Origin of the sequence: Psychrobacter sp. UBA3483 (genome assembly GCF_002377905.1) — a bacterium.
Lineage (GTDB): Bacteria > Pseudomonadota > Gammaproteobacteria > Pseudomonadales > Moraxellaceae > Psychrobacter.
This window is the reverse complement of record NZ_DFQS01000057.1, coordinates 16,773-31,540: the sequence shown is the minus strand read 5'-3', so window position 1 is coordinate 31,540 and position 14,768 is coordinate 16,773. Positions and strand designations below refer to the sequence as shown.

The 14,768-nt window shown below is 39.2% G+C and carries 14 protein-coding genes; 7 read left to right on the top strand and 7 right to left on the bottom strand.

Annotated elements, in window-relative coordinates; all coding sequences use genetic code 11:
- Positions 1–313: 313 nt before the first annotated feature.
- On the bottom strand, positions 314–4,507 hold the full coding sequence (locus B2866_RS10640) for an NACHT domain-containing protein (RefSeq protein ID WP_296193916.1): 4,194 nt from the start codon (positions 4,505–4,507) through the stop codon (positions 314–316).
- A 233-nt stretch (positions 4,508–4,740) separates the two neighbouring features.
- Here B2866_RS10640 and B2866_RS10635 point away from each other — a divergent pair, with 233 nt between their 5' ends.
- The 3 genes from B2866_RS10635 (at position 4,741) to B2866_RS10625 (ending at position 5,742) form a co-directional block, all read left to right on the top strand.
- Positions 4,741–4,932, top strand: a complete 192-nt coding sequence (locus B2866_RS10635) for a hypothetical protein (RefSeq protein WP_296193913.1) — start codon at positions 4,741–4,743, stop codon at positions 4,930–4,932.
- Positions 4,933–5,152: 220 nt separating this feature from the next.
- On the top strand, positions 5,153–5,293 hold the full coding sequence (locus tag B2866_RS10630; RefSeq protein ID WP_296193911.1) for a 3'-5' exonuclease: 141 nt from the start codon (positions 5,153–5,155) through the stop codon (positions 5,291–5,293).
- 98 nt (positions 5,294–5,391) lie between these two features.
- Positions 5,392–5,742, top strand: coding sequence for a hypothetical protein (locus B2866_RS10625; RefSeq protein WP_296193907.1), 351 nt, complete (start codon positions 5,392–5,394; stop codon positions 5,740–5,742).
- Between the two features lie 158 nt (positions 5,743–5,900).
- On the opposite strand, the gene B2866_RS10620 is transcribed toward B2866_RS10625, so the two are convergent.
- The gene (locus B2866_RS10620; RefSeq protein ID WP_296193904.1) at positions 5,901–7,070 is read right to left on the bottom strand and encodes an MFS transporter; all 1,170 of its coding nucleotides are present in this window, start codon (positions 7,068–7,070) and stop codon (positions 5,901–5,903) included.
- Positions 7,071–7,293: 223 nt separating this feature from the next.
- On the opposite strand from B2866_RS10620, the gene B2866_RS10615 reads away from it, so the two are divergent.
- On the top strand, positions 7,294–8,685 hold the full coding sequence (locus B2866_RS10615; protein WP_296193900.1) for a PLP-dependent aminotransferase family protein: 1,392 nt from the start codon (positions 7,294–7,296) through the stop codon (positions 8,683–8,685).
- A gap of 107 nt (positions 8,686–8,792) precedes the next feature.
- On the top strand, positions 8,793–9,383 hold the full coding sequence (locus B2866_RS10610; RefSeq protein WP_289048576.1) for a DinB family protein: 591 nt from the start codon (positions 8,793–8,795) through the stop codon (positions 9,381–9,383).
- Here the strand turns inward: B2866_RS10610 and B2866_RS10605 are convergent.
- The 3 genes from B2866_RS10605 to B2866_RS10595 all read right to left on the bottom strand — a co-directional run bounded on the left by B2866_RS10605 (position 9,378) and on the right by B2866_RS10595 (position 11,301).
- Positions 9,378–9,794, bottom strand: coding sequence for a hypothetical protein (locus B2866_RS10605; RefSeq protein ID WP_289048577.1), 417 nt, complete (start codon positions 9,792–9,794; stop codon positions 9,378–9,380). The genes B2866_RS10610 and B2866_RS10605 overlap by 6 nt on opposite strands.
- A gap of 29 nt (positions 9,795–9,823) precedes the next feature.
- Entirely contained in the window at positions 9,824–10,231 is a 408-nt protein-coding gene (locus B2866_RS10600; protein ID WP_289048578.1) for an ACT domain-containing protein, read from the bottom strand.
- A gap of 326 nt (positions 10,232–10,557) precedes the next feature.
- Positions 10,558–11,301 carry a type 1 glutamine amidotransferase gene (locus B2866_RS10595; RefSeq protein WP_296193896.1) on the bottom strand — a complete coding sequence of 248 codons (744 nt, stop codon included), beginning with the start codon at positions 11,299–11,301 and terminating at the stop codon, positions 10,558–10,560.
- A 163-nt stretch (positions 11,302–11,464) separates the two neighbouring features.
- Here B2866_RS10595 and B2866_RS10590 point away from each other — a divergent pair, with 163 nt between their 5' ends.
- Entirely contained in the window at positions 11,465–12,031 is a 567-nt protein-coding gene (locus tag B2866_RS10590; protein WP_296193891.1) for a cysteine hydrolase family protein, read from the top strand.
- Here B2866_RS10590 and B2866_RS10585 read toward each other — a convergent pair.
- Positions 12,028–12,567, bottom strand: a complete 540-nt coding sequence (locus B2866_RS10585) for a TetR/AcrR family transcriptional regulator (RefSeq protein ID WP_289048581.1) — start codon at positions 12,565–12,567, stop codon at positions 12,028–12,030. The two genes, B2866_RS10590 and B2866_RS10585, sit on opposite strands and share 4 nt — an antisense overlap.
- A 146-nt stretch (positions 12,568–12,713) precedes the next feature.
- Between B2866_RS10585 and B2866_RS10580 the strand changes: the two genes are divergently transcribed.
- The gene (locus tag B2866_RS10580) at positions 12,714–13,232 is read left to right on the top strand and encodes an HPP family protein (RefSeq protein ID WP_296193888.1); all 519 of its coding nucleotides are present in this window, start codon (positions 12,714–12,716) and stop codon (positions 13,230–13,232) included.
- Between the two features lie 34 nt (positions 13,233–13,266).
- On the opposite strand, the gene B2866_RS10575 is transcribed toward B2866_RS10580, so the two are convergent.
- On the bottom strand, positions 13,267–14,664 hold the full coding sequence (locus B2866_RS10575; protein ID WP_296193886.1) for a PLP-dependent aminotransferase family protein: 1,398 nt from the start codon (positions 14,662–14,664) through the stop codon (positions 13,267–13,269).
- Positions 14,665–14,768 lie beyond the last annotated feature (104 nt).

Here is a 14,768-nt window from a genome sequence, read left to right as displayed (position 1 = left end):
TCTATCAGAAAGTGAAGCTGTTTGGCTTGGGATTTTTACTGATCGATAAAATCGCGCGGCACAAGATATCTTAAGTAATCTCTTCTGATCAGGCAACTTTCAAGCCAATGTACCTAACCTAGTAGCCCAACAAACGTATAAAAGCAATCTATGTCAATTTGTAATTAGATGGCTACTCTTAATCGATTTATGGTTATTTTTGATGACCGTCCTAATAATTATTTGATCTAAATAGCAGTTACAAAAAATCCAGAAGATACTCTATAACTTTTAAAGATCATATAATTTTTAGTCTTGAATATAAATAAAGTGCTCAAGTTGTAAAGAAAAAATCCTCACCGACCAACTCCCCATCCTCTAGGTAATATACACCCGAAATATTTAACCTTTTTTCAGTTGATTTAGTACCTCCGTACATCGCAATTTTCTCTGAAAGTATTGTCCAGATCACTCTACATCCAGTGCTTTTTTGCAGCTCTTCTAATGCGTCCTTTTTCACCATTAGGTTGTTACCAGATTCATTACCATAAAAAGAAGCGTCGAACATTACTAATTCATCATGCTTATCAACCCATGAACCTGAAAACTTATCGTTCTTTAAACCAAAACTATCAACTAATAATTGAGCAGGTGCGCTGATGTTATAGCTAAGATCACGATTTTTCACCCCTTCTGAAATATGACTTTCTGAACAAATATAAACCTCACCTAAGCTATCTTCATCTGAATTAACTCGGCGTTCACGTATATTTTGCCACCCATAACTACCGTAGTATTCACTTTCATAAACTTCTAGCAAAGGTGACCAGTAATACTCTAAATTAAATATATCGTTATATCTTTCTATGGGCTGAGGCATCCATCGGCCCATAAAGTTTCTATTTTTTATATTCGCTATTACCAAATCGAAGTCTTCATCTTTAACCAAATATGTGTTAACCATATACCACATACGTTGATATGAGCCAGAGTAATCACCATCACCTAACTTCTTATTAGGTTCAAATTCAATATGCCTATCTAGGGATAACCAGTCTTCGTTCTGAAAATAGTTTAAGATAACTTCTTTTGAATCAATTAAATCATTTTTTGAAACTACCCAATTTTCAAAATCATCACTCCACCCATTGTAATTAGGGGAAGTTATAAGACGGATGTTAGTTGAATCAGGAGGTATGAACGTAGGGTCAATATCTCTAAAAGAAGGCTCTACAGAACCGTTATACCATAAATATTTCTTATCATCTTTCCAACGTGTTGATGGGTCTGTCATTTCAAAGTTATCCGCTACTCTAGCTACCACTTCATACATTGCCATCCACTGATACTTTTTACCAATTCGTTCAACTCTGTTTTCACCACGACCTGTATAGGGAGTGTTTCGATCAAACTCTCCGTGTTTTTCTGCATCATAACCGAATTTATCAAAAATTATTTCTACGGCATAATTGCTAAGCTTATCAATATTTATATTACTCCAGTTACTAAAATTAGACTGAAAAACGTAACGTCCAAAATCGCCGTAACGACACATACCCCTGCCATACTCTGTCGTCATTGAGCTTATAATTCTATCTTGAGCAAAACGATATTTAGGAACACTTTCATCTTTATAATCATTACTGTATTTGCTATCAACATCTTCATTACTAGGAAGGCTTTCAGGAAAAGCACTCTTATATGGTGGTCTAGCTAACGTCAGCTCACTTTCGCTAAAACCTACTAAATTATGGCTATTAGCATATTCAATGATATTTCGAGCAAAGTCTCTTACAAGAACATTAGGATACACCTCTTCTTTAGCGAAAATATTGCTAAGGATAAAACTGGATATCTCATTTATTGCTTCATGGCTCTGTGACGATAATATTGCACCATACACTGAAGCTAAAACACGCTCAAGCACATAAGGATCATCTACCTCTTGAAAGGTTGATAGCAATTGAACCGTAACATGAATGTGGTTTTGTAGAAGGCGAGTCAATGCTATTGTGGCATTGTCTCGTAACTTGATGTTTGTACTGGTAAAAACCCAACTAAGGGCAACAGCGACTAGGTATCTGCTAGTATCGGTTAAACTCTCTGAAAAACCTTGTTTTTTTGCCCAGTCGATAAGCGTATAAATAGCAGAATCTTCATCGATATAGCTATTACTAATGTGTGTCGTCCAAAACGCATCTCTATCAGCTAAACTATACTTTGAAAGCCACTCATGCAATTTATTGGCATTTAATGGATGGTTTTCTTTACCTGCTACCTTGTACTGTAAGTCTATAAGTTTAGCAAACAGATCATCATATCTTAAAAGACCGTTATTTATATAATCCTTGCACTTGTTGAAATCAAAATTGCTACGGTCACGCCAGTACAAGCCATCAATGAACGCTAAGCCAAATGAATAGTTTTGATAAATATTGTCTTTATCTAACAACTCAAACAGCTCAACTTCAAATTTGCTAGGAATAAGCACAGACAAGATACTCAATGCACCTTGTGATAGCCGTTGACTCTTATACATTACGCTGAATTTATCACAATTAAGGGATGTTTCTAAACCTTTTGTTGTCGTATTATCATCGCAAATAAAGTTAGCGGTCAAATAGTCATAAAAACGCTCATATGAGAAATACAGTATTTCGCTGTTGTCTCTTGGATTTTGGTAAGAAGTTAGTAGATTCTCATCAATCAGGACTTGCAAAAATATATCTGCATTCAAAGAATAGGTGTGAGCATCGACAACTTGTATTGCATGTTCATAAGTTAACGATTGAGCGTTATTACGGAAAATTTCTTCAGCTAACTTATTTAGTATTTTTTGCACATAATTTAAAGTAGATCTATATCCAAACTCATTAGCTATCTTGGCATTGATTGATGAGAAGTAATTATCGAAAACTTCTGTCAATACCATTGCGAAGTCATCGGTTTGTGCGTGTTTTCTATACTCACAATAAATCTTAAGAAATAAAGGATTCGTAAATTCTTGCGTTAGTAACGGCTCTTTGGGCAAAGCCAACTGATAATACTCAAAGAATGACCGAACCGCCTCAAAAACGTTAGACTGAAACCCATAATGGCGCACTTCACTGACTATGCCATCCTCAATATCTTGTTGTACGTTAGTTAAAATCTCTTCTTTGTATTCACTTCGAACTGATAGTACCAGCGCTACCCAAGGATATTTTTTAAACTTTTCAATAAAGCCTGCCAACGTATTTTTCCAGAATGAACGTCCTTTGCCTTCGTTCAAAGCATCAATGACAATAGGAACCCTCTCTTGTTGAGCGTGACCTATCGTATTTAAAACACCTAGAAATACATCTTCATTACAGTCAAGTCTTAGCTCATCTTTTAAGATTTGCGTCCAGGGGTTCGTGGTGTCTGTCAATGTTTGACCGAGAACGAAAATGCTCGGCTTCTTGTCTTTAATTAACTTGTTTGAAAAATCACCTAATAGATGAGACTTGCCAATACCCGCATCGCCATAAACGATCAGATAAGGGTGGTTAAATAAGTTAAATGCTTGTGAATCTACTTCAAAATCATCAATAGCGTTCCTAAATTCGTACTTGTCATTTTGAAATGCTCGTCTATCGCTTTCACCTTCAATCATTCTGCTTTCTTTACTAATATCATTAAAAATGCTTCCAGATAACCTTACTATTTCTTTAACTGCTATGTCATCAGTATTTTCGATTAGGATGACGCTGGCGTCTCCCCTTGATATATTTTGCCAACTATCTACTAAGCAATTTGATAGTTTATTAAAGTCATCCTTTATATCTAACCCATACTTATCGCAAGATCCTTTCAAACTTTTAAGTGCTTTATAGAGCACGTTAAGTTTCTCAAAAATATAGGTTCTTGCCTGTTCATTCTTTAATACAGCATCGAAATTATGATTAATTTCATGTATTTCCACGTTGAGTTCGGGCGTAAATCTTGGCCCCAGATTTTTAATAGACGTATTGACCTGTTCGATAAACCATATCTTAGAAAAATTATCTCCACCAAACCAGAATTGAACGATGCCAGCATTTATAGGTTTTTGCAGTTTATTATTAAGCTCAAAAGCACCCCAAAACTCGACCTCAACAGTCATACCTTTTTCTGACGCTATTGCTTTACAATCTTCTACGAAGTCGTTCCATCTATCCTGAAGATATTTTTTATCTGGTATTCTCGGGTCTGCTCTATCAATAGGACAACAGACATAATATTTAACAAGATTTGGATGCTTTGTGATGGCTGTCTCAAATGATTTCTTAATCTGCTTAAATTGACTATCTTGAATATCGAAGAAATACTTAGCCTGCCAACCAATCTCTTCTTCATTGTCTAAAATTAGATAAGACTCAACACCACCATCAGGGGCTTTTACTCTAATATATTGGCCATTTTCTTTATTCTCGTTATAAGCTAACTGGCAAACAACCTCTTCAAAGGCTGTATTTTTTGAGTACTCATAGCTCTTTATATCTTTCCAATCTATAGTGTTCGCTAGCATAAACGTTGGCATACCTAATTTAATAAACGGTGATATCGATAATATCAATATTTAGAATTGATTTCTACGGACTAGAAGCATAAGCAATGTCTACAAGGCTAATATAGTGGCTGTGTATCGAAAAATTGTCAAAGATATGATAATACTGGCAAATACTAGTTGACTGTGGCTCTAGAGACGATAAAGGAAAGCATATACTTTAGTTATTTACTCACTACCTAGAAGCTATAAGTATGTCAGACCTACCTGAATTTTTGCGCCTTACCACCACAAAAGACCTTAAGCAGCTACAAGTGGTTTATCATCCTTCTGACTTAATGTCACAATTGAATCAATATCAAACACTTTGGCTAGATTTGGAGATCGATCCAAAAAGTGAGGCTCTAATTGATGGTGACCACTATTGGCATTTTGATGCTAAGTAATTTTGCCAGCATGCTCTGTTTATCTACCGTTTATTAAACAAAGCATCTTATTTAGGGCAATGTGACTGAAATTTTGGAGCATTAGCGTACAGAACAAAAGCTAGACCCTTTAGATAAAGCATGGGATGCAATTATCAGTCGTACTCAAGAGGTGGCAAATGTGACTTATGAGCAATTACTACAGGTGCTAGAGTCCACCTTATAAGATGATAATACACAAGTGATATTAATTACCTACCATAGTGCTAAAGGCATGGAGTTTGATCACGTCTATGTCATTGATGAGCAGTCGTCAACTGCAACTGCCATTGATCATAGCGATCATAGCCACGACAGACCGCTGTATGTGGCACTAACGTAACGCGGCGAGCGAAGCAAACCCTGACATTACTACTGCATTATAAAGCGCATCATCCTACCCTTGCCAATATCCTACCTACTCATAGTGAGCAAATCGACTTGCCTGCGGTTAATCCGCCTGCCATGCTGACCTTTCATCGCTTTATGCGTTTGGACGAGCTTATGCTAACGCCGCGCGCTCTGGTTAATAATGCGGGACGGGAGTTTATAGAACAGACGTTTTGCCAAGATAGCTGGACGAAAAATCGCTATGATATTACTGGACTGTTTCTTGTCGCCTGCCGTCAGCAAGATAAAAAAAGCGATGGTTTTTACTCAATCAAGAGACAACAAATTGCCCAGTTTGCAACCTCTTTTGCTAAAGAGTATTCGGCTCAAGGGCAAGGTAATGAGCTCCTAGCTATGATGGGATTTACCACTACCTTGTTTTATCAGCAAGATATTTCTTAGTATGAAAAAGCAGGTTATCATGGTAAGGAGAGTAGTCATTATCTGATTGTGCCCTATGTTAGGTTTAGTGTGCGGTGTGATTGACTACAATGACAAACATCTATTTATTTCCTATCAAAAAAGCTTGTTGAAGCTATTTAGCTAAAACAAATCTTATATTAAGGTGTTGCAATAGTGGCAGACTCTGGCTTTAGAATAGACTGACATGCAAACAATACTAATGCTCCAATTAAAAGAAACAACCCAAAAGCATAGAATGCGATAGCAGCGCCATATTTATCGATAATCAAACCCGTAAAGATTACCGGAATACTAAACCCCATGTAAGCCATTAAAAAATAGCCAGCACTGGCTCGTGCTTGCTCAGTGCCAGCAGACTGTGTCACCCCTGACAACCCGCCTAAATAAACAAAGCCATAACAACTACTGCTCGCTAAAAAAGCCGCTAAAAGAATTGCTGATAGATTGGCATTCAAAGCGCCCCAAGCAAGCAGTGCATAAGCGGGCAGTAAAATCAGAATACCCAGTTTACATGATACCTGCGGGTCAAACTTTCGAGCGATAGGCTGAAACAATAATCCGCAACTGATGGCGAGCATAGAGGATATACCAGCATACTTAGCCAGTCCATGTGTGGCCAATACTGACGGAATAATCGATAATACCAATCCGGTAGTCGCCCAACAAATCAAAATTCCGCCGCCATACCATATTACCTCACGATTAAAATACGGCAGTTTGAGCATTGATCCACGAGTGTTCGAGCGCCCGTGCGCAGTCTCAGGTAATCGCCATACTAAAACTATTGATAAAAACGCGCCTATTAGCATGAGGAAAAAGCTAGCAGGTTGCTCTGTCTCATAAAATAACAAAGAAACTGTCGTTAGTGCAGGCCCAAGACCAAAACCTATAGTGGTACTTGCAGTGACCCAAGTGGTGGCACGCCCTGTATCGGAGGAGCCAATCAACTCAATCATATATGCGGTCGCTGTTGCTGCCATTAAGGCTGTGCCAACACCAAGTAACAATCGCGCTACTGCTAACGCTCGCGTATAAGGATAGAACATCATCAGAGCAGTTGCCGCTATTGATAAACCTAAAGAGATTAAAATCGTCTTGCGTCTCCCAATCCTATCGGAGAGTCCACCAAAAGCTAATAATACCGGTATCACCCCCAACACATAAAAAGAGAATGCGACCGTGGTCGCTAACACACCGTATCCGTCATTTTTAGCATAAATGGCGTAAAGTGGTCCTTGTATATTAACGCTAGTTGTTATCACGCATAATGCAAATGCCAGATATTTATTATATTTTTGAGTGGTCATATATAGCCGCTTTTAAAAAAGTATCATTGGGTTGATTGATATTAATGGTTGTCACCACTCAGGCTTTACAGCCATATCACATCGTTTTAGGTTCAATGATTAAAACAAAAGCGCATTAGGTTATCTATATACAATCCAGTACAATTGGACAGAACTGTTTGGCATATAAAACCCATACAGTTCTTCTATCGAATTTATATATTCATGGGTTCACCTGAAAAATATGAAGTATCAATTAACACGAATTGAAATCGTCATGGCTGACGTGAAAGAAAAGATAGTAACCGTCGTCTATATGCCCGGAACACGCCTGCCCTCCGTACGGGCAGCAGCAAACAGTTACGGGTTTTCACCCTCAACGGTAGTTGAAGCTTACGAGCGCTTGCAAACCGAAGGTATTATTTACTCGCGTCCTGGCGCAGGGTTCTATGTCGCAGAGACGACAGCGCCGCTCTCATTAACAGAAACAGGACACAATCTTGATCGCGCGATAGATCCACTCTGGGTGTCGCGGCAATCGCTTGAGCCATCCGATAATGTACTGAAGCCGGGCTGTGGTTGGTTACCACCAGATTGGCTGTTTGAGGAGGGTATGCGCCGCGGTTTACGACATGCGGCAAGAGGTGATACTACCGTTATCAGCGAGTATGCAACGCCGCTGGGGCTATTAGCATTACGCCAATTACTGACACGGCGTATGACAGGACTGGGTATCGATGCGCAGCCTTCACAAGTAATGCTGACAGAGTCTGGGACGCAAGCGATAGATTTAATCCTTCGATTTTTATTGGCTGCAGGCGATACGGTAGTCGTCGATGACCCTTGTTATTTTAATTTTCGAGCGCTATTGCGTGCTCATAGAGTCAAAGTCATTGGCGTGCCTTATACGCCGAGTGGTCCAGATGTAGAGGCTTTTGCAGCTATTTTGGAAGAACACAAACCGCGCCTATATATTACCAATGCCGCCATCCATAATCCTACCGGTGCAACTTTATCGCATGCTACGGCGTACCAAATACTGCAATTGGCTCAGGCCGCTGGTTTATATATTATCGAAGACGATATTTTTGCTGATTTTGAAGTCAAACCTGCGCCACGGCTTGCGGCATTAGACGGTTTATCACGCGTATTTTACATTGGTAGTTTTTCTAAAACGTTATCGGCATCTTTGCGCTGCGGTTATATAGCCGCGCCGAATGAATGGATTGAGAGTTTGCTTGACTTGAAAATAGCGACTGGTTTTGGCAGCGGTCAGCTGGCAGCAGCAGTTGTATTATCAGCGTTAACGGATAGCGGTTATCGCAAACATATGAGCATGATTCATACGCGACTTGCAAGCGCACGTTCTCAGACGCTACCACGCTTGGCAAAATTAGGAATTGTGCCGTGGTTAATACCGCAAGCAGGGATGTTTCTTTGGTGCCGCTTGCCAGATAATAATAGTGCAACCGAACTGGCCAATCGTTGTTTGTCACAAGGTGTAGTCTTAGCCCCAGGCAATGCTTTTAGTCAATCAAAAAATGCTGAAAGCTTTATGCGTTTTAATGTGGCGCAGATGAGTAACTCAAAAGTATTTGAGGTGTTGGCAGAGTCATCAGATGAACTCAGAAAATAGTTGTATTAATTATTAACTTTTAGTCTGGCTCTATAGCCAACATAGTTTAATATTGGCATTAAAAACATTGTTATACTGAGCGCACCTATAAAAATGGCATAAGCAATATGATAAAGCCTAATTTTGAACTCATGGCAGAATACAACGCTTTGATGAATCAGAAATTTTGCGATAGTATCTCAACTGTTTCTAATGATATTTTATGGCAAGACCAAAAAGCGTTTTTTGGTTCTATATTAGGAACCCTAAACCATCTTATGGTGGGCGACTTGATTTGGCTTAATCGCTTTAACCAACATCCAAGTCATCCGAAAGGATTTAAAGCTTTAGAAACCTTAACAGACTTTCCTTTGCCTACCAAACTGACGCAAGTTTTGTGTGAAGATAAGCAAAGCTTTATTATTGCTAGACAAGCTTTAGACCAAGTAGTCATTAGATTCATTGATAAACTAAATGAGAGCGATTTTTTACAGATTTTGAGCTATAAAAACACTAAAGGTGACTGTTTTAGTAAGCCATTCTCCATGTTGCTACAACATTTTTTTAACCACCAAACCCATCATCGCGGTCAGGTAACAACTTTGCTTAGTCAAACGGATATTGATATTGGAGAAACGGATTTATTGATGTTGATCCCAGATCTGGATGATTGCCAAGGTGTTCAGACGATGGCAATCAGTCACAATGCTATGCTATAGCTTATTAACCTCGATATACCATTTGGGTTGAATGTCATCAAAATCCACTCTTATATTTGATGGTAAATAGCTAGCTGAATCAACCACGAAAGGCTGTTCCTCTATACGCTTAAATACTACCCAGTGCCAAAAATTAATCCCATCTTCTTCGTGATACTTGATGGATAGTAATGCCAAGTCAGGTAGTGCATACCAAGAATTGAATAAAACCTCATTATCCGATGTCTTGAGACCTTCATGAGATAACAGCTCTCGAACATACCGAGTATCTGACCATAGTGACCTGTCATCTGCATAGATGCCTGAGTCATTCGCTATAGCTTTCATCTCTTGATAGGTTTTACCAACTATATTAGCTACGGACGCTATTCCGCATCCTGTTACCTCTTCCTGTACTATTACTTTAAGCATTGATACTCTCTTAGTCTGCTTTACATTTTTTAAAATATTGATTCATTACTCAACTCTTTTAAAGCAAGTAAAGCTTGTTCTGCTTGCTCTAATGATACGAATATATGGTCATGATAATAAGCAGCAATGACATTAGCACTGATACCTTTCGAAGCAAGTTTTGTCGACACTGCTGCTGTCAGGCCTACAGCTTGTAGGCTAGAATGAACCGTTAAAGTAATTTGCCGAAAAACACCTTCGTAATTTAAACCAGCCTCATCAGCTTTATCTTTTGTTAAAACCAAAGTTAGACCTTCTGACTCAATGAATGTGGCTATTGGCTCCAAAGCTATGTATTGCTTAAAATGCCCTGCCACGGTGCAAAATACGAATGCTTTATCTATTAGTTCTGGCTGCATCGTAGCGAGCAGTTCATTTAAATTCTGGGTACCTGACATTTGATTACTCCTGAGTAAACTTTAAGTAACTATCTAATCATCTATAAATTCTTACAGTGCTGTACCATATCAGCCTAAGTTGCTAGAACTTTACAAAGCGCACGAGCCGGCGTGTTGCTTTCCTGTGACATCTAAAGAACATGGTTGCACCCTTTTTCTTCAAGTAAATTCTGCCATGTCTGTTCAATCGTGCTTATTGGTCAAGTAGTCTCATAAAAATTTAGATAGCTTTGCCATAATCTTAACCAATCGTTGAAATCAATACCTGATAAATCAATGATTTGAATGGGTCCATTATTTTCCATATTTACCTCAATTTGGAAATTTTAGACATTTGATAGATTATCCAGTATTGTTGCTAACCATGCGTTATTGTCTACAATATATTGGTTGCCACACTCTATTATCTCAGCAGGTGATTGGACAGATTTAGGATAATTACTAAGTTCGTTTTGGATTTCATCACGCCCATGCTCTACCATTTTGATCATAATTTCTTGGGTCACCTCAAAGTGACACTGCCAGCCGATTACAAAAGATCCAAGCTCTTTATGCAACGGTGCTTGATAAATAAACCCTTGATTAGCCCACGCATCTGATGTTGCAATAGCAGTTGCTCCCTTCGGACAGTCAAAACCATCACCATGCCAATGGAATACAGTGAACGCTTGCTTGGGTAGCTTTTGTAGTAAAGGATGACTTTTTCCTTCTTCTGTCAATTCAATAGGTAACCAGCCTATCTCTTTGACGCCAGAAGGCTTAACAATAGCACCCAAACAATGCGCAATGAGCTGCGCCCCTAAACATATACCAATGACGTTCTTGCCATTATCAATACTTTGTCTAATGAAATACTTTTCATCTGCTAACCAAACAAACTCTTGTTGATCGTGAATACTCATCGGTCCACCCATGACTATGAGCCAATCAAAACTGTCTTGCTCTGGTAATGAGTCCTCATTATAAAATCGAGTATAGGTGATGGTATGACCATGATTATTTGCCCATTGTTCAATAAAACCAAGGTCTTCAAAATCAACATGAAGTAATGCATGAATACGTATAGTCATAAAACACCTTTTATTGGTTATATAATACGGTTTATTTAAATTAATGAAGACAAAAATTTTGGTATTATACAGCGATTAAAGGCTTTGTATGATCTAGAAGAATTACAAAGATTATAGTTACTCCATTTAACCTATGAGCACAAACTCTTATAAGGGTAAAATAATGAGCTTACGAGATAAAAAACCGGCTTTGCTAGTTATTGATGTTCAAAAAGGCTTCGAAGATGAAGCCTATTGGGGTGGTAATCGTAATAATAAAAATGCTGAAAAGATTTGTGGAGAGATACTACAGAAATGGCGAGAGCATAAGTTACCTGTTTTTCATGTACGTCATAGCTCACTTAATCCTAATTCTCGATTGCATCCTACCCATTCAGGATTTGAGTTCAGCGAATATGCCCTGCCTAATAAAGATGAGACCGTGATTACCAAACAGGTGAATAGCGCCTTCATTGGTACCGATTTAAAACAACAATTAGATAATCAGAACATATCAACGGTAGTCATTATTGGATTGACGACCAACCACTGTATCTCTACTAGTACTCGTATGTCAGGTAACTATGGCTATGAGACTTATTTGATAGCTGATGCTACTGCCACATTTGATAGAGTAGGTATCAACGGTGAAAAGTATGAAGCAGAGCTTATGCATCAGACTACGCTAGCAAGCTTAAATGAGGAGTTTGCTAGGGGCATTACTACTAAGGCTTTATTGCAAGCTCTTTAAGCAAAAACCTTAAAAAACTCAGCATCTAATTCCAATGACTCTTGACCCGTTTGTGCGGCAACAATAATACCTTCCCCAAATACGAACAGAGTGTCAGATCTCTGCTTAGCATTTTCCGCACCTACCTGTTCAAACTTAGCAAGTAGCCATTGTCTGACTTCAGTCTTATGCTGTTTGGCTATTTGATGCGGGGAAGACTCAGCATCTGAATACTCTGCGCAAGCATTAATAAACATACAACCATAAAAATCCTCTGATGACGTCCAGTTCTTAAGGAATGTTAAGTAGCAATTGGCAACATCCGCTGCCTCCTTAATCTCAAAACCAACCAAGTAACCTTTTAGCTGCTCCATAAACATCTGATGACGATATTTAAGCACCTCCTTAATAAGTCCCTCTTTATTACCAAAATGAGCGTACAAAGTCCTCTTGGTAGTCCCTGCTCGCTTTGCTAAAAGCTCTACACCACTATCATGGAAGCCCTGCTTATAAAAGAGCTCATAGCTTTTTCGTAAAATAGTGTCTCGTAATTGCATTGCTAAATCTCCTATTCTTTTTGTTCCTACTATTTTATTAAGAAAAAACTATTATTTTTATATACCGTTCGGTATACTTACATAATATACTGACCAGTATATCAGTAGTAATACTTTTAAATTGTTTATTTATTATAGGAGTTAACATGCATTCATTTTTTAATTGGTACAAATTAAATGGTAGAGTCAGTCCATGCCCGGAAAGATTACCATTATCGATGATACTAGTGGCTTGGCTCGGCGGAACCCTCGCAACGGCAACGCTTGCTATGCTAGGAAGCTCGGTAGAATTAATAATGATACTGGGATCATTTGGTGCTAGTTGTTTATTGATATTTGCGTATCCTGCCAGCCCTTTTGCGCAGCCAAGAAACGTCATAGGCGGGCATGTTATTGCGACTTTTACAGGACTGGTATTTATGATGTTATTTGGCATTCACTGGTGGAGTATGGCAACCGCTGTAGGCACAGCCATTGCGCTAATGCTGGTATTTAGAATGCCGCACCCGCCTGCGGGGTCCAACCCTTTGATAGTCATGCTGGGTGCGGTGAATTGGGGGTTTTTGATAACACCTACCCTGCTCGGTTCTATTGTTTTGGTCATGGTAGCGCTGATTTATAACAATTTAGGTAAGGATAAGCAGTATCCAACGTATTGGTGGTAGAAGAATAGCTTTGACAGAAAATAGGTGTTTATATTTAATTATCTAAATACCCTCCCAACCACTCCAAGAACTCATCGCTAGTCGTCGATACATTTAAACGAAGATGCGTCGAGGCAATAGTATCTGGATTAAACAGATGCCCTGGCGCAACCAGCCAATCTTCTTTATAAGCTTGTAATGCCAATTCTCCGGTATCTTGCTTTGTATCTACCCAGACAAACATGCCTGTCTGCGTATGCTCTGGATAAACAAGACCGATCTTAGGTAGTGCCTCACGCAGTCTTTCATGAGCAGCATACAACTGCTGCTGAACCTTTTTAATTTGCCGACGATACTCGCCGTGTGTCCATAAGCGATGAACAACGCGTTCACCAAATTCTGGCGTATTTGAATTACTTAATATTTTTATTCGTATGACGTCATCAATAAATTTTTCAGGGCATACGAGCATTCCCACGCGCCATCCTGATGCCATTGACTTTGAAAATCCTGCTGCATAAAACACCCGTTCGAACTGATCGAGACTGGCATATCGTAGCGCCTGACCATTTGGCACAAAGGGAGCATATAAGTCATCTTCGAAAATGTAAGCGTCATATTTATGAATCAAATTGAGTACTTGATGCGCGCGAGCAGGATGCAAGTTATAAGAGGTTGGATTATGTAGCACGCTATTAGTTAAGTATAACTTAGGGCGATGTGCTGCAAACATCTTTTTCATCTGTTCGATGTTAGGACCTTGATGATCACGTTCAACAGCGATGACATTCAAGCCTTGTTGTTGTAAGCAGCTGGTTAGCCAGTACCAACCGGGTGCATCGACCAATACGGTATCGCCAGTTTGGGTCAGCAGCCGCCCGATCATGGTCACAGCTTGCGACACACCTGCTGTGGTGATGACATTCTCAGCATGAGTTTGCATGCCTAGTGTATTTAAATGCTGCACGAATTGCTGACGTAATGGCAAATAACCTTGGATACTTCCATAGTTATAAATAAAGTCATCCGCTTGCTGAGTAACCTGCCGTATCGCCCATTCCATTTTGTCATTACGCACCCAATCACTCGGCAAGGTTCCTGATCCTGGTGAGCGGTGATGCGGGGTATTATTAAAAACTTGTAATAACCAACGTGTATCTATGACTGGAGATTTACTCACTGTCTCTTTATTAATGCTTTGATGGTTCATGCTTGTCATCGCATTGACATAGTAGCCAGAGCTAGCTTTAGCCGTTAATACATTGGTGGCCACCAGTTGCTCGTAGGCTTGCACTACGGTAAAGCTTGATATATCTAATAGTTTTGCTAACTTTCGCACCGAGGGCACGCGCTGATTGGGCAGGTAAATCTGCCAGTCGATACGCTGCTGTAGCCATTCAGCGACAGCGGCAGTTTTAGTGAGATTGGGGTTTAAGGTATAAGTTTCGACCATAATGAATGCGCTTCTTTTATTGTCTAATTATAAATAGGCAAATAAGTAAATTGTAACGTTAGGAGCAACTATACACTTTGTTCATCACTCGTGAAACTGTATCG